The sequence below is a fragment of the Escherichia sp. MOD1-EC5990 genome (assembly GCF_002965285.1).
Classification (GTDB): Bacteria; Pseudomonadota; Gammaproteobacteria; order Enterobacterales; family Enterobacteriaceae; genus Escherichia; species Escherichia coli_F.
Genome location: NZ_PTRV01000015.1, coordinates 39,157 through 61,746 on the forward strand (window position 1 = coordinate 39,157; position 22,590 = coordinate 61,746).

Below are 22,590 nucleotides of genomic sequence, written 5' to 3' on the forward strand. Positions count from 1 at the left end.
ATTATGTGATAATTACCAACCGCTAAATATGCGTTTTGTTATCTATGTATAAAAACAGCAACTTCAATGTCTTAATGGCAGTTTTTCTTGATTTTAATCAGCATTCACCGCCAATTTATTGGGCATATTTTTTCCTTAAGCTTTAGGAATTTTTTATTATTTACTTTGGGGCCTGGAGACAGGAAAAATTATGCTGACATTCATTGAACTCCTTATTGGGGTTGTGGTTATTGTGGGTGTAGCTCGCTACATCATTAAAGGGTATTCCGCCACCGGCGTGTTATTTGTCGGTGGCCTGTTATTGCTGATTATCAGTGCCATTATGGGGCACAAAGTGTTACCGTCCAGCCAGGCTTCAACAGGCTACAGCGCCACGGATATCGTTGAATACGTTAAAATATTGCTAATGAGCCGCGGCGGCGACCTCGGCATGATGATTATGATGCTGTGTGGCTTTGCCGCTTACATGACCCATATCGGCGCGAATGATATGGTGGTCAAGCTGGCGTCAAAACCATTGCAGTATATTAACTCCCCTTACCTGCTGATGATTGCCGCCTATTTTGTCGCCTGTCTGATGTCTCTGGCCGTCTCTTCCGCAACCGGTCTGGGTGTTTTGCTGATGGCAACCCTGTTTCCGGTGATGGTAAACGTTGGTATCAGCCGTGGTGCAGCTGCTGCTATTTGTGCCTCCCCGGCGGCGATTATTCTCGCACCGACTTCAGGGGATGTGGTGCTGGCGGCGCAGGCTTCCGAAATGTCGCTGATTGACTTCGCCTTCAAAACGACGCTGCCTATCTCAATTGCTGCAATTATCGGCATGGCGATCGCCCACTTCTTCTGGCAACGTTATCTGGATAAAAAAGAGCACATCTCTCATGAAATGTTAGATGTCAGTGAAATCACCACCACTGCTCCTGCGTTTTATGCCATTTTGCCGTTCACGCCGATCATCGGAGTGCTGATTTTTGACGGCAAATGGGGGCCGCAATTACACATCATCACTATTCTGGTGATTTGTATGCTGATTGCCTCCATTCTGGAGTTCATCCGCAGCTTTAATACTCAGAAAGTGTTCTCGGGCCTGGAAGTGGCTTATCGCGGGATGGCAGATGCGTTTGCTAACGTGGTGATGCTGCTGGTTGCCGCTGGGGTATTCGCTCAGGGGCTTAGCACCATCGGCTTTATTCAAAGTCTGATTTCTATCGCCACTTCGTTTGGTTCGGCGAGTATCATCCTGATGCTGGTATTGGTGATCCTGACAATGCTGGCGGCAGTCACGACCGGTTCAGGCAATGCGCCGTTTTATGCCTTTGTTGAGATGATCCCGAAACTGGCGCACTCTTCCGGCATTAACCCGGCGTATTTGACTATCCCAATGCTGCAGGCGTCAAACCTCGGTCGTACCCTGTCACCCGTTTCTGGCGTAGTCGTTGCGGTTGCCGGGATGGCGAAAATCTCACCATTTGAAGTCGTAAAACGCACCTCGGTGCCGGTGCTTGTTGGGCTGGTGATTGTTATCGTTGCTACAGAGCTGATGGTGCCAGGAACGGCAGCCGCGGTCACAGGCAAGTAAATAGTCATGCCGGAGGCAAGCTTCCTCCGGCTTTATCATGTCACCCACTGTGGTATATGCGTTGCGGTCTGCCAACTTTGCCGTGAACAATTTCAGCAATAATCAGATGGCGGCTGGCGCAATATTCAAGATAACGTCTGGCAGTGGTGCGGCTGATAGTCAGTGCCTGCGCCACCGTTTCTGCCGTATGTTGCACACCAGGCTCTTTAAACAGTTTTCGCACCGCGTTTAGCGTCAAGGGGTCAATGCCGGTCGGCAGTTCGTCTTTGGGTTCACCGCGAGCATAGGCATTAAACATCTCATCGATTTGCTTCTGGCTGGCGCTATCAATGCTTTCCAGCATATGTTTACGCTGGCGGAAACGGGTTAGCGTTTGCCCCAGCCGTTCATAGGCAATTGGCTTAATGAGATAATCAAATACACCACAACGTACGGCTTCAGACACCGTTTCCATATCACTGGCTGCAGTGGTAAACACCACGTCGCCGGGATAATGCGCCTGCACCAGTTCATGCAGTAAATTAATCCCTCTACCGTCAGGAAGATAGTTATCGAGCAAGATTAGCCCCGGCTTAAAACGCTCGATCATCATTCGGGCCTGCGCCAGGTTTCCCGCCAGTAATATCTGACTGAATCCGGGAATGTGACGAATATATTCCGCATGCATCTCTGCCAGCGGCGTTTCGTCCTCAACGATCAATAGGGTTAATGGAGCTGTCATTAGGTTTCACTTTCGGAATATAGATTGAAAATAAGGTACCGCAGGGATCATTATCTTCGAGAGTGATAACACCACCGCAGCGCGTTACGTAGCTGGCAATCAAGTACAACCCAATGCCATGTTCGCCGGGCTCGTCAGCACGCGTACTGACACCCTGCTCAAATATTTTGTCTCGTAGAGACTCTGGAACGCCGCAGCCCTGATCGGCGACTTCAATCACCACATCATCGCCTTCATCGCTGAGGAATAATTCAACGATCTTGTTTCCTTCATCGCTACGCAGGCTGGCTTCGAAGGCGTTATCAAGTAAATTGCCAACAATGGCTGCAAACTCGGTGCTGTCCAGTCCTGGCGGCAGTTGCGAAAGCTGACTTCCGGGGACGATGACCATTTTTAGCCCCAGTTCGCGGGCGCGCTGCACTTTACCAAAAAGCAGCCCCGCCACCTGGCGATCGGCAAACGCCTCGCGCAGGCTATCAATAAGCTGTTGCTGGGCCTGAGACTCCCCCTGCACCATCGCCAACACGCGATCATACTCTTTCATCTGCAACAGACCATTGAGCGTCGACATCCAATTGAGATGCTCGTGTCGCAATGTGCGCAGGCTCTCGACGTATTGTTTAATTTGCGTCAGTTGTGCATTGAGGGTGGATATTTCGTCTTTACTACGAAAGCTGATAATGGCCCCCAGCAAATCATCACCAGAACGAATAGCTTCCCGGTTGGCAATAACGCTCAGACCGTTAAAGTTCGCCACCACATCCTGACGTTTTTCATCAATCTGTTCGGTAAAGAAATCGGCGGGCCTGACCACTTCAGCAATGGGTTTACCCAACCATTGCCGTCCGGGGGAACTCAGCCCCAGCATCTTTCTTGCGTTACGATTGATGGCGGTAATGTAACCGTGCGGATCCACCGCAATCAGCCCTTCATAAACCGAACTAAACAGCGCCTCTTGCTGACGGACCACGCGTGCGATTTGCTTTGGCTCCATGCCCATCATTTGCCGACGGATATGCGCGGCCAGGAACCACGACAGCAACATCAGAATCCCTAACAGCACGACAAACACGCCAGCCATCGGTAATAAAAACTCAGCCCGCCAGCTATCGATTTTACTCACCAGGTAGCCAATCGACACCACGCCGATGACTTTTCCATCGTCATCAAAGATTGGCGTTTTGGCACGCATCGCCATGCCAATTGACCCTTTCCCGGTGATAAAGTAGCTCTCCCCTTTCTCCAGCGCGCCCGGTTTGGTGAATTGCATAGGATAACCAATTTTCTCCGGATTAGGATGGTAAAGGCGGATCGAGTGCCGGTCACCAATCACGACATAATCGAAATCAGTATCTCTTTGTAATTTGTTAGCGATGGTCGCCAGTCGCTTGTAGTCACGCGTTTTCACTGCGCTGATGATACTGTCATTAGAAGCAATAATTTTTGCCTGATTCATTGCCATGTCGCGCACATGAAGCGTTAAATAGTCCTCAAAACTGGCCGTAAAATATTGCGCCAGGGCTGCAATGACAAATATTGAGAACACCAGAATCAGCAAAAAGATACGCAGCGGAAATGCCAGTCTTTGGAAAAATGCAAACTGTTTATTCTCGTTAAGCTGCAACATTGTTTTCCTTGCGGGTTGTCCCGAGCCTCTTTGACGGATGTAATTAAAATGTTGAATCAAAATACATAGATATTAAATATAATCGTGGCAAATTTTATTCATTAAATCAATTAAATCACTTAAACCTGCGGGTCATTTCGTAATTACATTAATTAAAAAACTTAAAACCATTAAATAAATAAAAAACCACTAACTCTATGTGAAATAAATCAAAATTTCACGCTGCAATACTCCTTAGGATGTATAGCGAAAGGAGAAAAAGATATACCTCGATCGCCCCCCTTTCTCCCAAGTGAAAATAAAAGGTTATCAGTTTGCAACATCGAACAACATTCGTTGCAAATCGATAACAACATGCACCTTCAGGATACTATTTATTATGTTCGGCAATGATATTTTCACCCGTGTAAAACGTTCAGAAAATAAAAAAATGGCGGAAATCGCCCAATTCCTGCATGAAAATGATTTGAGCGTTGACACCACAGTCGAAGTATTTATTACCGTAACCCGCGATGAAAAGCTTATCGCGTGCGGTGGAATTGCCGGAAATATTATTAAATGCGTTGCTATCAGTGAATCCGTTCGCGGTGAAGGACTGGCGCTGACATTAGCCACTGAATTGATAAACCTCGCCTATGAGCGGCACAGCACACATCTGTTTATTTATACCAAAACCGAATACGAGGCGCTGTTCCGCCAGTGCGGTTTTTCCACGCTGACCAGTGTACCCGGCGTGATGGTGCTGATGGAAAACAGCGCCACGCGACTGAAACGCTATGCCGAATCGCTGAAAAAATTTCGTCATCCAGGGAACAAGATTGGCTGCATTGTGATGAACGCCAATCCCTTTACGAATGGTCACCGTTATCTGATTCAACAGGCTGCAGCACAGTGCGACTGGTTGCATCTGTTTTTAGTTAAAGAAGATTCTTCACGCTTTCCCTATGAAGACCGGCTGGATCTGGTGTTAAAAGGCACCGCCGATATTCCACACCTGACTGTGCATCGCGGCTCCGAATACATCATCTCCCGCGCTACGTTCCCTTGCTACTTCATTAAAGAACAGAGCGTCATTAACCATTGTTACACCGAAATTGATCTGAAGATTTTCCGTCAGTACCTCGCTCCCGCGCTGGGTGTAACTCACCGCTTTGTCGGTACTGAACCCTTTTGTCGCGTTACCGCCCAGTACAACCAGGATATGCGCTACTGGCTGGAAACGCCGACTATCTCCGCACCGCCCATCGAACTGGTTGAAATTGAGCGGCTGCGTTACCAGGAGATGCCGATATCCGCTTCCCGGGTACGTCAACTGCTGGCGAAAAACGATCTCACGGCTATCGCGCCGCTGGTCCCTGCAGTCACGCTGCATTATTTGCAGAACCTGCTTGAGCACTCCCGCCAGGACGCGGCAGCTCGTCAAAAGACCCCCGCATGAGAAACAGGTGAAAAATGAAAATAAACCAGCCCGCCGTTGCAGGCACCCTTGAGTCTGGGGATGTGATGATACGCATCGCCCCACTCGATACGCAGGATATCGACCTGCAAATCAACAGCAGCGTTGAGAAACAGTTTGGCGATGCCATTCGCACCACCATTCTGGACGTTCTCGCCCGCTACAACGTGCGCGGCGTACAGCTGAATGTCGATGACAAAGGCGCACTGGACTGCATTTTACGTGCACGACTGGAAGCCCTGCTGGCACGCGCCAGCGGTATCCCGGCTCTGCCATGGGAGGATTGCCAATGATTTCCGCTTCGCTGCAACAACGTAAAACTCGCACCCGCCGCAGCATGTTGTTTGTGCCTGGTGCCAATGCCGCGATGGTCAGCAACTCATTCATCTACCCGGCTGATGCCCTGATGTTTGACCTCGAAGACTCCGTAGCATTGCGTGAAAAAGACACCGCCCGCCGCATGGTTTACCACGCGCTGCAACATCCGCTGTATCGCGATATTGAAACCATTGTGCGTGTAAACGCGCTGGATTCCGAATGGGGTGTCAACGACCTGGAAGCCGTCGTTCGCGGTGGTGCGGACGTTGTGCGTCTGCCGAAAACCGATACCGCTCAGGATGTTCTGGATATCGAAAAAGAGATCCTGCGTATCGAAAAAGCCTGTGGTCGTGAACCCGGCAGTACCGGCTTGCTGGCGGCGATTGAATCTCCGCTGGGCATTACCCGCGCAGTGGAAATCGCTCACGCTTCCGAGCGTTTGATCGGTATCGCCCTCGGTGCAGAAGACTATGTGCGCAACCTGCGTACAGAACGCTCCCCGGAAGGAACTGAACTGCTGTTCGCTCGCTGCTCCATTTTGCAGGCCGCGCGATCTGCGGGTATTCAGGCGTTCGATACCGTCTATTCTGACGCAAACAACGAAGCCGGATTCCTGCAAGAAGCCGCCCACATCAAACAGCTGGGCTTTGACGGCAAATCGCTGATCAACCCGCGTCAGATTGATCTGCTGCACAACCTCTACGCACCGACCCAGAAAGAAGTGGATCACGCCCGCCGCGTCGTAGAAGCCGCTGAAGCCGCCGCTCGCGAAGGCCTCGGCGTGGTTTCCCTGAACGGCAAGATGGTGGACGGTCCGGTTATCGATCGCGCCCGTCTGGTGCTCTCCCGTGCAGAACTTTCCGGCATCCGCGAAGAATAAGGCAATCAAAATGACGCAGAAAATTGAACAATCTCAACGACAAGAACGGGTAGCGGCCTGGAATCGTCGCGCTGAATGCGATCTTGCCGCTTTCCAGAACTCGCCAAAGCAAACCTACCAGGCTGAAAAAGCGCGCGATCGCAAACTGTGCGCCAACCTGGAAGAAGCGATTCGTCGCTCTGGTTTACAGGACGGCATGACGGTTTCCTTCCATCACGCTTTCCGTGGCGGTGACCTGACCGTCAATATGGTGATGGACGTCATCGCGAAGATGGGCTTTAAAAACCTGACTCTGGCCTCCAGCTCCCTGAGTGATTGCCATGCGCCGCTGGTAGAACACATTCGCCAGGGCGTGGTTACCCGCATTTATACCTCTGGCCTGCGCGGTCCACTGGCGGAAGAAATCTCCCGTGGTCTGCTGGCGGAACCGGTGCAAATCCACTCTCACGGCGGACGTGTGCATCTGGTACAGAGCGGCGAACTGAATATCGACGTGGCTTTCCTCGGCGTCCCGTCCTGTGATGAATTCGGTAATGCCAACGGCTACACCGGTAAAGCCTGCTGCGGCTCCCTCGGCTATGCAATGGTTGATGCCGACAACGCAAAACAGGTCGTGATGCTTACCGAAGAACTGCTGCCTTATCCGCATAATCCGGCAAGCATTGAGCAAGATCAGGTTGATCTGATCGTCAAAGTTGATCGCGTTGGCGATGCTGCAAAAATCGGCGCTGGTGCTACCCGTATGACCACTAACCCGCGCGAACTGCTTATTGCCCGTAGCGCTGCGGATGTGATTGTTAACTCTGGCTACTTCAAAGAAGGTTTCTCCATGCAGACCGGCACCGGCGGCGCATCGCTGGCGGTAACCCGTTTCCTGGAAGACAAAATGCGTAGCCGCGATATTCGCGCTGACTTCGCCCTCGGTGGTATTACCGCAACGATGGTTGATCTGCACGAAAAAGGTCTGATCCGCAAACTGCTGGATGTGCAGAGCTTTGACAGCCACGCTGCACAATCGCTGGCCCGTAACCCCAATCACATCGAAATCAGCGCCAACCAGTACGCTAACTGGGGTTCAAAAGGTGCATCGGTTGATCGTCTCGACGTGGTGGTACTGAGCGCGCTGGAAATTGACACCCAGTTCAACGTTAACGTGCTGACCGGCTCTGACGGCGTACTGCGTGGCGCTTCCGGTGGTCACTGCGATACCGCGATTGCCTCTGCACTTTCCATCATCGTCGCACCGCTGGTACGCGGTCGTATTCCGACTCTGGTGGATAACGTGCTGACCTGCATCACCCCGGGCTCCAGTGTCGATATTCTGGTCACAGACCACGGTATCGCAGTTAACCCGGCACGTCCGGAACTGGCAGAACGTCTGCAGGAAGCGGGGATCAAAGTGGTTTCTATTGAGTGGCTGCGTGAACGTGCGCGTCTGCTGACCGGTGAACCACAGCCGATTGAATTCACCGACCGCGTCGTTGCCGTTGTGCGTTACCGCGATGGCTCGGTGATCGATGTTGTGCATCAGGTGAAGGAATAAGCCATGCACCTGCTTCCTGAACTCGCCAGCCACCATGCGGTGTCAATTCCCGAGCTGCTCGTCAGCCGGGATGAAAGGCAAGCACGGCAACACGTCTGGCTCAAGCGCCATCCTGTTCCACTGGTCTCCTTTACCGTGGTTGCGCCTGGGCCGATTAAAGACAGCGAGGTCACACGCCGAATTTTTAATCATGGCGTGACAGCCTTGCGTGCCTTAGCCGCAAAACAGGGCTGGCAAATTCAGGAGCAGGCTGCACTGGTTTCCGCCAGCGGGCCGGAGGGCATGTTGAGCATTGCCGCCCCGGCTCGCGACCTCAAGCTCGCCACCATTGAGCTTGAACATAGTCATCCTCTCGGGCGGTTATGGGATATCGATGTCCTGACACCCGAAGGCGAAATTCTCTCCCGCCGCGACTATTCACTGCCGCCTCGCCGCTGCCTGTTGTGCGAGCAAAGCGCAGCTGTTTGCGCGCGCGGAAAAAACCATCAACTGACCGATTTACTCAACCGCATGGAGGCGCTGCTGAACGATGTCGATGCCTGCAACGTCAACTAAAACCACCAAGCTTGCGACGTCATTAATCGATGAGTACGCCCTGCTGGGCTGGCGCGCCATGCTGACTGAAGTCAATCTGTCACCAAAACCTGGCCTCGTGGATCGCATTAACTGCGGTGCGCACAAAGATATGGCACTGGAAGATTTCCACCGAAGCGCGCTGGCGATTCAGGGCTGGTTACCCCGTTTCATTGAATTTGGTGCCTGTAGTGCAGAAATGGCCCCCGAAGCAGTACTCCACGGATTACGCCCAATTGGTATGGCTTGCGAAGGTGATATGTTCCGCGCCACTGCGGGCGTAAACACGCATAAAGGCAGCATTTTTTCTTTAGGGCTACTGTGTGCGGCAATTGGCCGTTTGCTTCAACTCAACCAGTCGGTAACGCCAATAACCATTTGTGCGACGGCGGCAAGTTTCTGCCGTGGCCTGACCGATCGCGAACTGCGTACCAATAATCCACAACTGACGGCAGGTCAACGGTTGTACCAGCAGCTAGGCCTTACCGGCGCACGCGGTGAAGCCGAAGCGGGTTATCCACTGGTGATCAACCACGCCCTGCCGCATTACCTCACTCTGCTGGATCAGGGGTTAGATCCTGAACTGGCATTGCTCGATACCTTACTCCTACTGATGGCGATCAACGGCGATACCAACGTTGCATCGCGCGGTGGCGAGGGGGGCCTGCGCTGGCTACAGCGCAAGGCGCAAACATTATTGCAAAAAGGGGGCATCCGAACCCCCGCCGATCTCGATTATCTCCGGCAGTTCGACAGGGAGTGTATCGAACGAAATCTCAGTCCAGGCGGCAGTGCCGACCTGCTGATCCTTACCTGGTTTTTAGCACAGATTTAATTATTTAAGCACTTGATAAATTTGGAAATATTAATTTTCGGAGAACCCGTATGTCTTTAGCAAAAGATAATATATGGAAACTATTGGCCCCACTGGTGGTGATGGGCGTCATGTTTCTTATCCCTGTCCCCGACGGTATGCCACCGCAGGCATGGCATTACTTCGCTGTGTTTGTGGCAATGATTGTCGGCATGATCCTCGAGCCAATTCCGGCAACAGCGATCAGTTTTATTGCGGTTACTATTTGCGTTATTGGCAGTAATTACCTTCTCTTTGATGCCAAAGAATTAGCTGACCCAGCGTTTAATGCGCAAAAACAGGCGCTGAAATGGGGTCTGGCTGGTTTTTCCAGCACCACGGTATGGCTGGTATTTGGCGCATTTATTTTTGCATTAGGGTATGAAGTTTCCGGGTTAGGTCGTCGCATTGCCCTTTTCCTGGTGAAATTCATGGGCAAACGCACGCTGACGTTAGGTTATGCGATAGTCATTATCGACATTCTGCTGGCACCGTTTACACCGTCCAACACCGCGCGTACCGGGGGTACGGTTTTTCCGGTCATTAAAAACCTGCCGCCGCTGTTTAAATCATTCCCGAACGATCCGTCCGCGCGTCGTATTGGCGGCTATTTGATGTGGATGATGGTCATTAGTACCAGTCTGAGTTCGTCCATGTTTGTCACCGGTGCGGCACCAAACGTGCTGGGTCTGGAGTTCGTCAGCAAAATTGCCGGCATCCAGATTAGCTGGTTGCAGTGGTTCCTCTGCTTCCTGCCGGTTGGCGTTATCTTACTTATCATTGCGCCGTGGCTTTCCTACGTGCTTTACAAACCGGAAATCACACACAGTGAAGAAGTAGCAACCTGGGCGGGTGATGAACTAAAAACCATGGGTGCGCTGACACGCAGAGAGTGGACGCTGATTGGCCTTGTATTGCTCAGCTTAGGTTTGTGGGTATTTGGCAGTGAAGTCATTAATGCTACTGCGGTAGGTCTGCTGGCAGTTTCGCTAATGCTGGCCCTGCACGTTGTGCCGTGGAAAGACATTACCCGCTATAACAGCGCATGGAACACGCTGGTCAACCTGGCAACTTTGGTTGTGATGGCTAATGGCCTGACTCGTTCTGGCTTTATTGACTGGTTCGCCGGTACCATGAGTACGCACCTGGAAGGATTCTCACCAAACGCAACGGTGATTGTACTGGTTCTGGTGTTCTACTTTGCGCACTACCTGTTTGCCAGCCTGTCTGCGCACACCGCAACCATGCTGCCGGTTATTCTGGCCGTCGGTAAAGGTATTCCGGGCGTACCAATGGAACAACTGTGTATCCTGCTGGTGCTGTCTATCGGTATCATGGGCTGTCTGACGCCGTATGCAACCGGTCCTGGGGTGATTATTTACGGCTGCGGCTATGTGAAATCAAAAGATTACTGGCGACTTGGTGCAATCTTCGGGGTGATTTACATCTCTATGTTGCTGTTGGTTGGCTGGCCGATTCTCGCCATGTGGAACTAATACGTTCGCCAAACGCTGAATAAATCATCACGCCCGCCAGGTAAGCCCACCTGGCGGGCTTTTTTATGATTTAATAGATAGTATTCAGTGTATGTATGAGTTCCACACCCATTATGAAAGCATTCTGGCGTAACGCCGCGTTGCTCGCGGTTTCTCTGCTTCCCTTCTCTTCTGCCAACGCCGTGGCGTTGCAGGCAAAACAGTATGGCGATTTTGATCGCTATGTCTTGGCCCTCTCCTGGCAAACCGGATTTTGCCAGAGTCAACACGATCGAAATCGTAACGAACGAGATGAATGTCGCCTGCAAACCGAAACGACCAACAAAGCTGATTTTCTGACCGTACATGGTCTATGGCCGGGATTGCCTAAATCGGTTGCGGCCCGTGGTGTTGATGAACGACGCTGGATGCGCTTTGGTTGCGCTACTCGCCCAATCCCGAATCTACCAGAGGCGCGCGCCAGCCGGATGTGTTCATCGCCGGAAACCGGGTTATCGCTGGAAACGGCAGCTAAACTAAATGAAGTCATGCCGGGAGCTGGCGGACGTTCCTGCCTGGAACGCTACGAATATGCCAAACACGGTGCCTGCTTTGGTTTTGATCCAGACGCATACTTCGGCACGATGGTACGCCTGAATCAAGAAATTAAAGAGAGCGAAGCCGGAAAATTCCTTGCGGATAACTACGGTAAGACAGTGAGCCGCCGTGACTTTGACGCCGCCTTTGCCAAAAGCTGGGGAAAAGAGAACGTGAAAGCCGTTAAGCTAACGTGCCAGGGTAACCCTGCGTATTTGACTGAAATTCAGATTTCAATCAAAGCTGACGCCATCAACGCTCCGCTTTCTGCAAACTCATTCTTGCCGCAACCACACCCAGGCAACTGTGGCAAAACCTTTGTGATTGATAAAGCGGGTTATTAATCATCTGATTTACAAAACACGCTAATTCGTCTTCCATAAACCATGACGATTAAGATTTATACATAATGCGCTGCATTGAGGAATTCCCTGAATGTGATGCAAATCACTTCAAAGAGTGAGCAACAGTCAGTATCATCATGTGAGTTAAACCCTCGCCGCCTGACGGTGAGGGTTTTCTTTTGGGTATGTTTATCTGCGACACTCGCAGTACCGACGACATGGAGTAAAAATGTCCAGACCAACTATCATCATTAACGACCTGGATGCCGAACGCATCGATATTCTGCTGGAGCAACCTGCCTATGCTGGTTTGCCAATCGCCGACGCGTTAAACGCAGAGTTGGATCGCGCCCAAATGTGTTCGCCAGAAGAGATGCCACACGACGTGGTGACAATGAACAGCCGGGTTAAATTCCGCAATCTTAGCGATGGCGAAGTGCGTGTGCGCACGCTGGTGTATCCGGCTAAAATGACTGACAGCAATACTCAGCTTTCTGTTATGGCTCCGGTAGGTGCCGCACTGCTGGGGCTGCGCGTTGGCGATTCCATTCACTGGGAACTTCCGGGCGGCGTTGCAACCCACCTTGAAGTGCTGGAACTCGAATACCAGCCAGAAGCTGCTGGCGACTACCTGCTTTAATCCCATCTGCACAAGCGACAACTCGCTTTGCCCAGAGGATGCACTCGCATCCTCTTTCCGCTCAAATATCAACCAGATTTATCATTTTGCTCTTAAGCACAGCATTCTAATCTGAACTGGTTATTCATCTGCGGAACCCCATATGAGCGAAGCTCTCAGTATCACTGCGTTTTATATATTTATAGCAGCTATTATTGTTGCTGCAGTGCTATACCTTGAACAACGCTGGTAGTACCTGGTTTTATTTATTTTCCAGATCAATCGCAAATTCAGATCGAATCAGCCTCGCAAATCATAGATTCATAATCAATAATGTGCTGTTATGTATACATGCAAAAACAAGGAGAGAATGCTTATGTACAAAACAATCATTATGCCAGTGGATGTATTTGAAATGGAATTGAGCGACAAAGCTGTTCGCCACGCTGAATTCCTCGCCCAGGATGATGGAGTTATTCATCTACTTCACGTGCTACCAGGCTCAGCCAGCCTGAGCCTGCACCGTTTTGCCGCTGATGTGCGCCGTTTTGAAGAGCATCTGCAACATGAAGCAGAAGAACGTTTGCAAACGATGGTCAGCCACTTCACCATCGATCCTTCCCGCATTAAACAACATGTCCGTTTTGGTAGTGTGCGGGATGAAGTCAATGAGTTGGCAGAAGAACTGGGGGCTGATGTTGTCGTTATCGGTTCGCGCAACCCATCGATTTCGACCCATCTGTTAGGTTCTAACGCCTCAAGCGTTATCCGCCACGCCAATCTGCCGGTGCTGGTCGTTCGCTAATAGATAAAAGTATTTATGTCGCCCTGCCCGGAGCCATCCCGGCGGGGCTTTTTATTGCAATAAAAAAGCCGCCAGGTTTGACCCCGGCGGCTAAGCAATTGCAGGTGAATCTTACTTCTTCTTATGCTGTTTTGGTGCGAATCAGGTAGTCAAAAGCACTCAGAGAAGCTTTGGCACCTTCGCCAGTGGCGATGATGATCTGCTTGTACGGAACCGTCGTACAGTCACCCGCAGCGAACACGCCTTTGACGTTGGTTTCGCATTTCGCATCAATGATAATCTCGCCCATGCGGTTACGTTCGACTGCGCCTTCGAGCCAGTTGGTGTTCGGCAGCAGACCAATCTGGACGAAAATACCGGCCAGTTCGATGTTGTGAATATCGCCGCTGACACGATCTCGATATTCCAGACCTACGACTTTGCTACCGTCGCCTTTCACTTCCGTGGTTTGCGCATTCAGAATAATGTCGACGTTTTTCAGGCTGCGCAGTTTGTCCTGCAGAACCTGGTCGGCTTTCATTTCTGGCGCAAATTCCAGCAGCGTTACGTGCTCAACGATACCCGCCAGGTCGATTGCCGCTTCCACGCCGGAGTTACCGCCGCCGATAACCGCTACGCGTTTACCTTTAAACAGCGGGCCGTCGCAGTGCGGGCAGTAGGTCACGCCTTTGGTGCGATACTGATCTTCGCCCGGAACGTTCATGTTGCGCCATTTTGCACCGGTCGCCACGATAATGCTGCGTGCTTTCAGTACCGCGCCAGAAGCTGTTTCAATCTGATGCAGGCCACCTTCAACCGCTGCCGGGATCAGTTTGCTGGCGCTCTGGCTGTCGATCACATCAACGTCGTATTCATCAACGTGAACTTTCAGCGCACCTGCCAGTTTCTGGCCTTCGGTCTTCGGTACAGAAATGTAGTTTTCGATATCAACGGTATCGAGGATCTGACCACCAAAACGTTCGCCCATCAAACCAGTACGGATACCTTTACGTGCGGAGTAAATTGCTGCCGCTGCACCCGCCGGGCCGGAACCGACGATTAATACGTCATAAGCATCACGCTTGTTCAGCTCTTCTGCCGCACGTTTTTCCGCGCCAGTATCAATTTTGGCGACGATTTCAGTCAACGTCATGCGACCCTGACCAAACTCTTTCCCGTTTACGAACACTGCCGGAACGCCCATCACGTTGCGATCGGTGATTTCGTTCTGGAAGGTGCCGCCGTCAATTGCAGTGTGCTTGATGCGCGGGTTCAGTACGCTCATCAGGTTCAGCGCCTGCACCACATCCGGGCAGTTGTGGCAAGAGAGCGAGTAATAGGTTTCGAATTCAAAATCACCGTCAATATGGCGAATCTGCTCCAGCAGAGACTGCGCTTCTTTCGACGGATGACCACCGGTCCACAACAACGCCAGTACCAGCGAGGTAAACTCGTGGCCCAGCGGGGAACCTGCAAAACGTGGCCCCTGGTTGGAACCTGGGTTAGTGATCAGGAAAGACGGCTTACGCACCGGCAAGCTGTTATCTTCTTTAAAGGTGACTTTGTCTGACAGTTCTGCGATTTCAGCCAACAGTTCCTTGATTTCTGCCGATTTAGCGCTGTCATCCAGCGTGGCAATTAACTCAACAGGCTTGGTCAATTTCTCAAGGTAAGCCTTGAGTTGAGTTTTCATATTTGTGTCGAGCATGTTTATCTCCTGGGCTTTAAACATCATCATGCAAGCGGCCTCTGCGGCTACCTGGATGCAGCTTGCATCATGGTGCGGGGAAGAAAATCGGGTGCCGCAGCACCCGATTAATTAGGTGAATTTCCGAAGTATTTCGCGCCGGAGTTGGTAGCGCGAAAGACAAAGGAAATTTAGATTTTACCAACCAGGTCCAGAGACGGAGCCAGAGTTGCTTCACCTTCTTTCCATTTAGCCGGGCAAACTTCACCTGGGTGAGAAGCTACGTACTGTGCTGCTTTGATTTTACGCAGCAGGTCAGACGCGTCACGGCCAATGCCTTCAGCGGTAACTTCGATTGCCTGGATGATACCCTGCGGGTCAACAACGAAGGTTGCACGGTCAGCCAGACCTTCATCTTCACGCATGTTGTCGAAGTTACGGGTCAGGGCGCCAGTCGGGTCGCCGATCATCGCATATTTGATTTTAGCGATAGTTTCAGAGCTGCTGTGCCATGCTTTGTGGGTGAAGTGAGTATCGGTAGATACTGCGTATACATCTACGCCCAGTTTCTGCAGTTCTTCGTAGTGGTCAGCAACGTCACCCAGTTCGGTCGGGCATACGAAAGTAAAGTCAGCCGGGTAGAAGAAGAAGACGCTCCAGCGGCCTTCGGTATCTTTTTCGGTGATTTCGATGAATTCGCCGTTTTTGAATGCCTGGTTTTTAAAAGGTTTAATTTTGGTGTTAATCAAGGACATCTATACTTCCTCCGTGTTTTCGATGAGATGTAAGGTAACCAATTTTTGCCGATTCGGCTAATGCGTTTCCATTATCAAATCGATAAGTTTTACCTTACAACCGTCGTAAGACAACTTTGTGAACTTTGCACCGCCAGTGGCGATAAAAAGTAAAATGGGCCCCCTTTCCAGGTGACCGTGTAATCTGAACTACCCTTTGGTATCTTCAGCGCCTGCCTGCAGGCTGTGGTGTTGCCCTTACAAATGCAACAACGACATGGATTACAACACCCTCATAAACAAAGGGCAATCACCTGATCTAAGCTCTTACCTATGACAGTGATAGGTTATGCCTTTTACTCCATTTTTGCACTGACTGAAAAGGACAAATTAATGTTAAAAAAGATACTTTTACTGGCTCTGCTTCCTACAATCGCCTTTGCAGAGGAACTTCCTGCTCCGGTAAAAGCGATTGAAAAACAGGGTATTAAGATCATCAAAACGTTCGATGCCCCCGGCGGAATGAAAGGTTATCTCGGCAAGTATCAGGATATGGGCGTCACCATCTACCTGACTCCAGATGGTAAGCACGCTATCTCTGGTTACATGTACAACGAGAAAGGTGAAAACCTGAGTAACATGCTTATCGAAAAAGAAATTTATGCGCCAGCCGGACGCGAAATGTGGCAACGGATGGAACAATCGCACTGGCTCCTCGACGGTAAAAAAGACGCGCCAGTCATAGTCTACGTTTTCGCCGATCCGTTCTGCCCATATTGTAAACAGTTCTGGCAGCAGGCGCGCCCGTGGGTTGATTCTGGCAAAGTACAGTTGAGAACATTGTTGGTTGGGGTTATCAAACCAGAAAGTCCGGCGACAGCCGCGGCAATTCTGGCCTCTAAAGATCCCTCAAAAACCTGGCAAGAATATGAAGCCTCTGGCGGCAAACTTAAGCTAAATGTGCCTACAAACGTAAGTACAGAGCAAATGAAAGTGTTAAGCGACAACGAGAAACTCATGGACGATCTGGGGGCAAATGTCACACCGGCTATCTATTACATGAGTAAGGAAAATACGCTGCAACAGGCCGTGGGGTTGCCCGATCAGAAAACGCTTAATATCATTATGGGAAATAAATAGAAGATAATTCATGGGTGGTTGAAATACATCCTTGCTTTTCAACCATTCTAAAAACGCATGAATTGCTTCTTCCCCTCCTGACAACTGTGTTACTTTAGAAAAACTTAATCCAGAGTTAAGTAATAAAACATAACAAATATAAATAAAACAGTAGAATCATTGATTACAAGAATGATTTATGGACAAGATAATATAACGGAGTATGTTATGGCTAATCTTTATGATTTAAAAAAATTCGACCTCAATTTACTGGTCATATTTGAGTGCATTTATCAACACCTCAGCATTAGCAAAGCAGCAGAATCATTATATATAACGCCATCTGCCGTGAGTCAGTCGTTACAACGTTTACGCGCGCAATTTAATGACCCGTTATTCATCCGCTCAGGGAAAGGTATCGCGCCGACTACAACAGGGTTAAATCTGCATCACCATCTTGAGAAAAATCTCCGAGGCCTTGAACAAACGATCAATATCGTTAATAAGTCTGAGCTGAAGAAAAATTTTATTATCTACGGTCCTCAGCTTATTTCTTGTAGTAATAACAACATGCTAATCCGCTGTCTAAGACAAGATACTTCAATCGATATAGAATGCCATGACATACTGCTTTCAGCTGAAAACGCCGAAGAATTGTTAGTTCAACGCAAAGCTGACCTGGCAATCACGCTACAGCCGGTGATTAGCCGCTCCGTCATCTGTATGCCATTACACACCATTCGCAATTCTCTTATTTGTAGCAATAAACATCCTCGTATTACTGATACCAGTACCCATGAACAAATTATGGCCGAAGAATTCACCCTGCTAATATCTAAATCAGCAGGAATTGATGAAATTCAAGTAGACATAGACGAACGATTTATGAACCGTAAAATTTCGTTTCGCAGTTCCTCTTTACTCACCATAATAAATAGCATTTCTGTTACTGACTTATTGGGAATTGTCCCTACCGAGCTGTACGATTTACATCGCAATTTCCTGAAACTAAAAGAAATAAAGTTGAAGCATCCTCTTCCTGCGGTCAAGCTTTATATTTCCTATAACAAATACTCGTTAAATAATCTGGTCTTCTCCCGTTTCATAGACCGCTTAAATGATAGCTTCTGATTAATCATCAATGGATAATATTATATTTATACAATGAATTCATTGTATAAATATAAAATAATGTGCTCTATCTTGCTTCGTTTACCCTATAATTAGCGGATTCATCTCACGAGTCACCCAGTAACGTTCAGAGAGCGTTTTCAGATGTCTATTTATAAAATCCCTCTTCCGCTGAATATTTTAGAAGCTGCACAGGAACGTATTACCTGGACACTTAACACCTTGCCCCGTGTTTGCGTTTCTTTTTCGGGGGGTAAAGATTCCGGATTAATGCTGCATCTTACCGCCGAACTTGCCAGAAAATTGGGAAAAAAAATCTGCGTTTTGTTTATCGACTGGGAAGCACAGTTCTCTTGTACCATCGACTATGTACAGTCGTTACGCGAGTTGTATACCGACGTTATTGAAGAGTTTTACTGGGTAGCACTCCCACTCAAGACGCAAAATTCCCTTTCACAATACCAACCAGAATGGCAGTGCTGGGAATCTGATGTCGAATGGGTGCGTCAGCCCCCGCAAGAAGCGATAACCGATCCTGACTTTTTCTCCTTTTACCAGCCAGGCATGACCTTCGAACAATTTGTACGTGAGTTTGCCGAATGGTTTTCACAAAAACGTCCGGCGGCGATGATGATCGGCATCCGTGCGGATGAGTCCTACAACCGTTTTGTCGCCATCGCCAGTTTAAGTAAACAACGTTTTGCCGATGATAAGCCCTGGACCACAGCCGCACCAGGCGGTCACAGCTGGTACATTTACCCCATCTACGACTGGAAAGTAGCTGATATCTGGACCTGGTATGCTAATCATAAAGCCCTATGTAACCCATTGTATAATATCATGTATCAGGCAGGCGTCATATGCGAATTTGCGAACCTTTTGGCCCGGAGCAACGGCAAGGATTATGGCTCTATCACGTTATCGAACCGGATCGCTGGGCTGCTATGTGCGCACGAGTTAGCGGGGTAAAAAGTGGCGGCATTTACGCCGGACATGACAATCATTTTTATGGTCATCGGAAAATCCTCAAACCAGAGCATTTAGACTGGCAAGAGTATGCATTATTGCTGCTTGATAGCATGCCGGAGAAAACGGCTGAGCATTACCGCAACAAAATTGCCATTTACTTGCATTGGTATCAGAAAAAAGGTGTCGAGGTGCCACAGACCCAGCACGGGGACATTGGCGCGAAAGATATCCCCTCCTGGCGGCGAATTTGCAAGGTGTTACTGAATAACGATTACTGGTGTCGGGCATTATCATTTAGCCCAACCAAAGCGAAGAATTATCAGCGTTATAACGAACGGATAAAAGTAAAACGTCAGGAGTGGGGAATACTATGCAACAACAATTAACGCAGGATTTAACCCAATTTCTCGCCAGCTTGCCGGAAGACGATCGCATCAAAGCGATTAACGAAATCCGCCTGGCGATCCATCAGGTTAGCCCCTTTCGTGAAGAGCCAGTAGATTGTGTTCTGTGGGTTAAAAACAGCCAACTTATGCCAAATGATTACAACCCAAACAATGTGGCACCGCCCGAGAAAAAACTGTTACAAAAATCCATTGAGATAGATGGTTTTACCCAACCTATTGTGGTCACGCACACAGATAAAAATGCTCTGGAAATCGTGGATGGCTTTCACCGTCATGAAATTGGTAAAGGCTCTAACACGTTAAAAATGCGATTAAAAGGATATTTACCGGTTACCTGTCTGGAAGGAACACGTAACGAACGCATCGCCGCGACTATTCGTCATAACCGCGCTCGTGGACGCCACCAAATCACAGCCATGTCAGAAATCGTTCGTGAACTCAGCCAGTTGGGATGGGACGACAATAAAATCGGCAAAGAGCTGGGTATGGACAGCGACGAAGTGTTGCGCCTGAAACAAATTAACGGCCTGCAAGAGTTATTTGCTGACCGTCAATATTCCCGCGCCTGGACAGTAAAATAATTACAGCTGGCGCAGGCGTTCAGCTGCCGCCAGCAACGTCGATTCCTTCTTGGCAAAACAGAGACGAATGAGCTTATGGGGGAAGGGATCGGCGCAAAATACCGACAGCGGGATCGCCACCACGCCATGCTCCCGCGTCAGCCACTGGCAAAACTCAACGTCATCCAGCGAAGAAACCGCGCTGTAATTCACCAGCAAAAAGTAAGTGCCTTCGCAGGGTAAAATCTCCAGCCGACTCTCACTTAAGGCGTTCACCAGAATATCGCGCTTCTGGCGATAAAAGTCCGGTAACGCAAGATAGTGTTCAGGTTCTGCTCGCAGCATATCGGCAAGGGCCAGCTGCGCCGGGGTATTCACCGAAAAAGTCAGATACTGATGCACTTTGCGGATCTCGGCGCTGATGGGCGCAGGCGCAACACAATAACCCACTTTCCAGCCGGTCATATGATAAGTCTTGCCAAACGATGACACCACCACCGCCCGCTCACGCAGTTGCGGATGCGCCAGCACACTGGCATGGCCCTGCTGTGAAAAGTTGATATGCTCGTAAACTTCATCGCTAATAACAAAAATCTCGTGCCCGGCAATTGCCTGCCACAAAGCGGAAAAATCAGTCTGCTGCCAGACAGTAGCACTGGGGTTATGCGGGGTGTTAAGGATCACCAGTCGGGTGCGCTCGCTTAACAATGCGGCAAATTCCTGCCAGTCCACGCGAAAATGCGGTGGTTGCAGTGCAATACGTTTCACTATTCCACCCGCAAGCATGATGGCGGGGGCGTAACTGTCATAGCTGGGATCAAAGCAAATCACTTCATCGCCATTGCGCACCAATGCAGTAATCGCTGCGTACAGCGCTTCCGTCGCCCCTGCTGTTACGGTGATATCGCTGTCGACATCTGGTTGATAGCCATACAGCCGTTCCGTTTTCTGAGCAATCGCCTCGCGTAATGCCGGCACGCCGGTCATGGGTGCGTATTGGTTTGCTCCCTGGGCAACGTGGTACGCCAGCCGTTCCTGCAAATAGCGCGGACCATCAAAATCAGGAAAGCCTTGCGACAGGTTAATCGCCTGGTGTTGCTGCGCCAGTGCGCTCATCTGGGTGAAAATAGTGGTGCCAAGTTGTGGAAGTTTGCTTTGTGGAATCAGAGAGTTATTTGTCATTTTTATTGTGCCTGACAAAGTTGCGTGTTGAAGCCACTATAACACGATGCTAGTATTTGGCAATCAAGACGTTTAGATGTCTAAATAAAACAATAAGGACAACACAACATGCCTCACAATCCTATCCGCGTCGTCGTTGGCCCTGCTAACTACTTTTCTCATCCCGGCAGTCTCAATCACCTGCATGATTTTTTCACTGATGAACAGCTTTCTTGCGCAGTGTGGATCTACGGTGAACGTGCACTTGCCGCGGCGCAAACCAAACTTCCAACGGCGTTTGAACTGCCAGGAGCAAAGCATATTTTGTTTCGCGGTCATTGCAGTGAAAGCAATGTGCAACAACTGGCGGCTGAGTCCGGTGACGATCGCAGCGTGGTGATTGGCGTCGGCGGCGGCGCACTGCTCGACACCGCGAAAGCCCTCGCCCGCCGTCTCGGTCTGCCGTTTGTTGCCGTTCCAACGATTGCCGCTACCTGCGCTGCCTGGACACCACTCTCTGTCTGGTACAACGATGCCGGACAGGCGCTACATTATGAGATTTTTGACGACGCCAATTTTATGGTGCTGGTGGAACCGGAGATAATCCTCAATGCGCCGCAAGAATATCTGCTGGCAGGAATCGGTGACACGCTGGCGAAATGGTATGAAGCGGTGGTGCTGGCTCCTCAGCCAGAAACGTTGCCACTAACCGTGCGGCTGGGAATCAATAATGCGCAGGTCATTCGCGACGTCTTGTTAAACAGTAGCGAACAGGCGCTTGCCGATCAGCAAAATCAGCAGTTAACGCAATCATTTTGCGATGTGGTCGATGCGATTATCGCCGGAGGCGGAATGGTCGGTGGTCTGGGCGATCGTTTTACGCGTGTGGCGGCGGCCCATGCCGTGCATAACGGTCTGACTGTACTGCCACAAACCGAGAAATTTCTCCACGGCACCAAAGTCGCTTACGGTATTCTGGTACAAAGCGCCTTGCTGGGTCAGGATGATGTGCTGGCGCAATTAACCGGGGCGTATCAGCGTTTTCATCTGCCGACCACGCTGGCGGAGCTGGAAGTGGATATCAATAATCAGGCAGAGATCGACAAAGTGATTGCGCACACCTTGCGTCCGGCGGAATCCATTCATTACCTGCCGGTCACGCTGACACCAGATACGTTGCGTGCAGCGTTCGAAAAAGTGGAATCGTTTAAAGCCTGACGTACAAATTTAGCAGCAGCGCGCGCCGCCTTTTCCACCGTAGCGCGCGTCCTGCCGCTCACGGAAAAACTCCTCGTAGGTCATCGGCGTTTGATCGGGATGGTTAACCCGCATATGTTCGACATAGTTGTCGTAATCAGGCATACCAATCATCAGCTTCGCCGCCTGACCTAAATATTTTCCGGCTTTTGCCAGTGAATCAAACATCAATACCTCCGGTAATCAGGTTGCTGAGAGA

22 protein-coding genes and 1 pseudogene are annotated in these 22,590 nt (G+C 50.0%); 17 read left to right on the top strand and 6 right to left on the bottom strand.

Going from position 1 to position 22,590, the window contains the following annotated elements:
- The first annotated feature begins 190 nt into the window (after positions 1-190).
- Positions 191-1,576, top strand: coding sequence for an anaerobic C4-dicarboxylate transporter DcuC (dcuC, locus tag BEB42_RS17250; protein ID WP_000955057.1), 1,386 nt, complete (start codon positions 191-193; stop codon positions 1,574-1,576).
- A 40-nt stretch (positions 1,577-1,616) separates the two neighbouring features.
- On the opposite strand, the gene dpiA is transcribed toward dcuC, so the two are convergent.
- Positions 1,617-2,297, bottom strand: coding sequence for a two-component response regulator DpiA (gene dpiA, locus BEB42_RS17255; protein WP_000126500.1), 681 nt, complete (start codon positions 2,295-2,297; stop codon positions 1,617-1,619).
- Positions 2,266-3,924, bottom strand: coding sequence for a sensor histidine kinase DpiB (gene dpiB / locus BEB42_RS17260; protein ID WP_001353363.1), 1,659 nt, complete (start codon positions 3,922-3,924; stop codon positions 2,266-2,268). The genes dpiA and dpiB overlap by 32 nt, the downstream gene beginning before the upstream one ends.
- Before the next feature lie 379 nt (positions 3,925-4,303).
- Between dpiB and citC the strand changes: the two genes are divergently transcribed.
- From citC to uspG, 11 genes are all read left to right on the top strand, one after another.
- Positions 4,304-5,362: a [citrate (pro-3S)-lyase] ligase gene (gene citC, locus BEB42_RS17265; RefSeq protein ID WP_000467698.1), complete on the top strand. Its 1,059-nt coding sequence runs from the start codon at positions 4,304-4,306 to the stop codon at positions 5,360-5,362.
- Between the two features lie 14 nt (positions 5,363-5,376).
- The gene (gene citD / locus BEB42_RS17270; RefSeq protein WP_000700703.1) at positions 5,377-5,673 is read left to right on the top strand and encodes a citrate lyase acyl carrier protein; all 297 of its coding nucleotides are present in this window, start codon (positions 5,377-5,379) and stop codon (positions 5,671-5,673) included.
- Complete coding sequence (gene citE / locus BEB42_RS17275; RefSeq protein ID WP_000622357.1) at positions 5,670-6,578, top strand: citrate (pro-3S)-lyase subunit beta; 909 nt, start codon at positions 5,670-5,672, stop codon at positions 6,576-6,578. The genes citD and citE overlap by 4 nt, the downstream gene beginning before the upstream one ends.
- Positions 6,579-6,588: 10 nt before the next feature.
- A complete protein-coding gene (citF, locus tag BEB42_RS17280) occupies positions 6,589-8,121 on the top strand; it encodes a citrate lyase subunit alpha (protein ID WP_000192245.1) in 1,533 nt (510 codons plus the stop codon).
- 3 nt (positions 8,122-8,124) lie between these two features.
- Positions 8,125-8,676 (top strand): citrate lyase holo-[acyl-carrier protein] synthase, encoded by a 552-nt coding sequence (citX, locus tag BEB42_RS17285; RefSeq protein WP_000550421.1) that lies wholly within the window; start codon positions 8,125-8,127, stop codon positions 8,674-8,676.
- On the top strand, positions 8,651-9,529 hold the full coding sequence (gene citG, locus BEB42_RS17290) for a triphosphoribosyl-dephospho-CoA synthase CitG (protein ID WP_000062465.1): 879 nt from the start codon (positions 8,651-8,653) through the stop codon (positions 9,527-9,529). Before citX ends, citG begins: the two co-directional genes overlap by 26 nt.
- 50 nt (positions 9,530-9,579) lie before the next feature.
- Entirely contained in the window at positions 9,580-11,043 is a 1,464-nt protein-coding gene (gene citT / locus BEB42_RS17295) for a citrate/succinate antiporter CitT (protein ID WP_000050323.1), read from the top strand.
- Positions 11,044-11,156: 113 nt separating this feature from the next.
- Positions 11,157-11,963, top strand: coding sequence for a ribonuclease I (gene rna / locus BEB42_RS17300; protein WP_001353364.1), 807 nt, complete (start codon positions 11,157-11,159; stop codon positions 11,961-11,963).
- Positions 11,964-12,192: 229 nt separating this feature from the next.
- Positions 12,193-12,603 carry a nucleoside diphosphate kinase regulator gene (gene rnk, locus BEB42_RS17310; RefSeq protein WP_000089731.1) on the top strand — a complete coding sequence of 137 codons (411 nt, stop codon included), beginning with the start codon at positions 12,193-12,195 and terminating at the stop codon, positions 12,601-12,603.
- 142 nt (positions 12,604-12,745) lie between these two features.
- Positions 12,746-12,835, top strand: coding sequence for a small membrane protein YldA (gene yldA / locus BEB42_RS27210; protein WP_349813939.1), 90 nt, complete (start codon positions 12,746-12,748; stop codon positions 12,833-12,835).
- 123 nt (positions 12,836-12,958) lie between these two features.
- A complete protein-coding gene (gene uspG, locus BEB42_RS17315) occupies positions 12,959-13,387 on the top strand; it encodes a universal stress protein UspG (protein ID WP_000278505.1) in 429 nt (142 codons plus the stop codon).
- A gap of 121 nt (positions 13,388-13,508) precedes the next feature.
- Here the strand turns inward: uspG and ahpF are convergent, their stop codons facing one another.
- Together ahpF and ahpC are read right to left on the bottom strand one after the other, a co-directional pair.
- Positions 13,509-15,074, bottom strand: a complete 1,566-nt coding sequence (gene ahpF / locus BEB42_RS17320) for an alkyl hydroperoxide reductase subunit F (RefSeq protein ID WP_000887629.1) — start codon at positions 15,072-15,074, stop codon at positions 13,509-13,511.
- Between the two features lie 170 nt (positions 15,075-15,244).
- Positions 15,245-15,808: an alkyl hydroperoxide reductase subunit C gene (gene ahpC, locus BEB42_RS17325; RefSeq protein ID WP_000052796.1), complete on the bottom strand. Its 564-nt coding sequence runs from the start codon at positions 15,806-15,808 to the stop codon at positions 15,245-15,247.
- A gap of 372 nt (positions 15,809-16,180) precedes the next feature.
- Between ahpC and dsbG the strand changes: the two genes are divergently transcribed.
- The 4 genes and pseudogenes from dsbG to BEB42_RS17345 all read left to right on the top strand — a co-directional run bounded on the left by dsbG (position 16,181) and on the right by BEB42_RS17345 (position 19,994).
- Positions 16,181-16,927, top strand: coding sequence for a thiol:disulfide interchange protein DsbG (gene dsbG, locus BEB42_RS17330; protein WP_024218662.1), 747 nt, complete (start codon positions 16,181-16,183; stop codon positions 16,925-16,927).
- A 207-nt stretch (positions 16,928-17,134) separates the two neighbouring features.
- Positions 17,135-18,037 carry a DNA-binding transcriptional repressor CitR gene (gene citR, locus BEB42_RS17335; RefSeq protein WP_001353365.1) on the top strand — a complete coding sequence of 301 codons (903 nt, stop codon included), beginning with the start codon at positions 17,135-17,137 and terminating at the stop codon, positions 18,035-18,037.
- A 144-nt stretch (positions 18,038-18,181) separates the two neighbouring features.
- Positions 18,182-19,392: pseudogene (locus BEB42_RS17340) on the top strand (phosphoadenosine phosphosulfate reductase).
- On the top strand, positions 19,365-19,994 hold the full coding sequence (locus BEB42_RS17345) for an IbrB-like domain-containing protein (RefSeq protein ID WP_000528558.1): 630 nt from the start codon (positions 19,365-19,367) through the stop codon (positions 19,992-19,994). The pseudogene BEB42_RS17340 and the gene BEB42_RS17345 overlap by 28 nt, the downstream one beginning before the upstream one ends.
- On the opposite strand, the gene ybdL is transcribed toward BEB42_RS17345, so the two are convergent.
- A complete protein-coding gene (gene ybdL / locus BEB42_RS17350) occupies positions 19,995-21,155 on the bottom strand; it encodes a methionine-oxo-acid transaminase (RefSeq protein ID WP_105267478.1) in 1,161 nt (386 codons plus the stop codon).
- A gap of 108 nt (positions 21,156-21,263) precedes the next feature.
- Between ybdL and hcxA the strand changes: the two genes are divergently transcribed.
- Entirely contained in the window at positions 21,264-22,352 is a 1,089-nt protein-coding gene (hcxA, locus tag BEB42_RS17355) for a hydroxycarboxylate dehydrogenase HcxA (protein ID WP_105267479.1), read from the top strand.
- A gap of 9 nt (positions 22,353-22,361) precedes the next feature.
- On the opposite strand, the gene BEB42_RS17360 is transcribed toward hcxA, so the two are convergent.
- The gene (locus tag BEB42_RS17360) at positions 22,362-22,559 is read right to left on the bottom strand and encodes a YbdD/YjiX family protein (RefSeq protein ID WP_000460431.1); all 198 of its coding nucleotides are present in this window, start codon (positions 22,557-22,559) and stop codon (positions 22,362-22,364) included.
- Between the last annotated feature and the right edge of the window lie 31 nt (positions 22,560-22,590).

Bases quoted from the DNA above. Each gene is read 5' to 3' on its own strand.
- dcuC (WP_000955057.1), top strand. From the start codon at position 191: ATGCTGACATTCATTGAACTCCTTATTGGGGTTGTGGTTATTGTGGGT.
- dpiA (WP_000126500.1), bottom strand. From the start codon at position 2,297: ATGACAGCTCCATTAACCCTATTGATCGTTGAGGACGAAACGCCGCTG.
- dpiB (WP_001353363.1), bottom strand. From the start codon at position 3,924: ATGTTGCAGCTTAACGAGAATAAACAGTTTGCATTTTTCCAAAGACTG.
- citC (WP_000467698.1), top strand. From the start codon at position 4,304: ATGTTCGGCAATGATATTTTCACCCGTGTAAAACGTTCAGAAAATAAA.
- citD (WP_000700703.1), top strand. From the start codon at position 5,377: ATGAAAATAAACCAGCCCGCCGTTGCAGGCACCCTTGAGTCTGGGGAT.
- citE (WP_000622357.1), top strand. From the start codon at position 5,670: ATGATTTCCGCTTCGCTGCAACAACGTAAAACTCGCACCCGCCGCAGC.
- citF (WP_000192245.1), top strand. From the start codon at position 6,589: ATGACGCAGAAAATTGAACAATCTCAACGACAAGAACGGGTAGCGGCC.
- citX (WP_000550421.1), top strand. From the start codon at position 8,125: ATGCACCTGCTTCCTGAACTCGCCAGCCACCATGCGGTGTCAATTCCC.
- citG (WP_000062465.1), top strand. From the start codon at position 8,651: ATGTCGATGCCTGCAACGTCAACTAAAACCACCAAGCTTGCGACGTCA.
- citT (WP_000050323.1), top strand. From the start codon at position 9,580: ATGTCTTTAGCAAAAGATAATATATGGAAACTATTGGCCCCACTGGTG.
- rna (WP_001353364.1), top strand. From the start codon at position 11,157: ATGAAAGCATTCTGGCGTAACGCCGCGTTGCTCGCGGTTTCTCTGCTT.
- rnk (WP_000089731.1), top strand. From the start codon at position 12,193: ATGTCCAGACCAACTATCATCATTAACGACCTGGATGCCGAACGCATC.
- yldA (WP_349813939.1), top strand. From the start codon at position 12,746: ATGAGCGAAGCTCTCAGTATCACTGCGTTTTATATATTTATAGCAGCT.
- uspG (WP_000278505.1), top strand. From the start codon at position 12,959: ATGTACAAAACAATCATTATGCCAGTGGATGTATTTGAAATGGAATTG.
- ahpF (WP_000887629.1), bottom strand. From the start codon at position 15,074: ATGCTCGACACAAATATGAAAACTCAACTCAAGGCTTACCTTGAGAAA.
- ahpC (WP_000052796.1), bottom strand. From the start codon at position 15,808: ATGTCCTTGATTAACACCAAAATTAAACCTTTTAAAAACCAGGCATTC.
- dsbG (WP_024218662.1), top strand. From the start codon at position 16,181: ATGTTAAAAAAGATACTTTTACTGGCTCTGCTTCCTACAATCGCCTTT.
- citR (WP_001353365.1), top strand. From the start codon at position 17,135: ATGGCTAATCTTTATGATTTAAAAAAATTCGACCTCAATTTACTGGTC.
- ybdL (WP_105267478.1), bottom strand. From the start codon at position 21,155: ATGACAAATAACTCTCTGATTCCACAAAGCAAACTTCCACAACTTGGC.
- hcxA (WP_105267479.1), top strand. From the start codon at position 21,264: ATGCCTCACAATCCTATCCGCGTCGTCGTTGGCCCTGCTAACTACTTT.
- BEB42_RS17360 (WP_000460431.1), bottom strand. From the start codon at position 22,559: ATGTTTGATTCACTGGCAAAAGCCGGAAAATATTTAGGTCAGGCGGCG.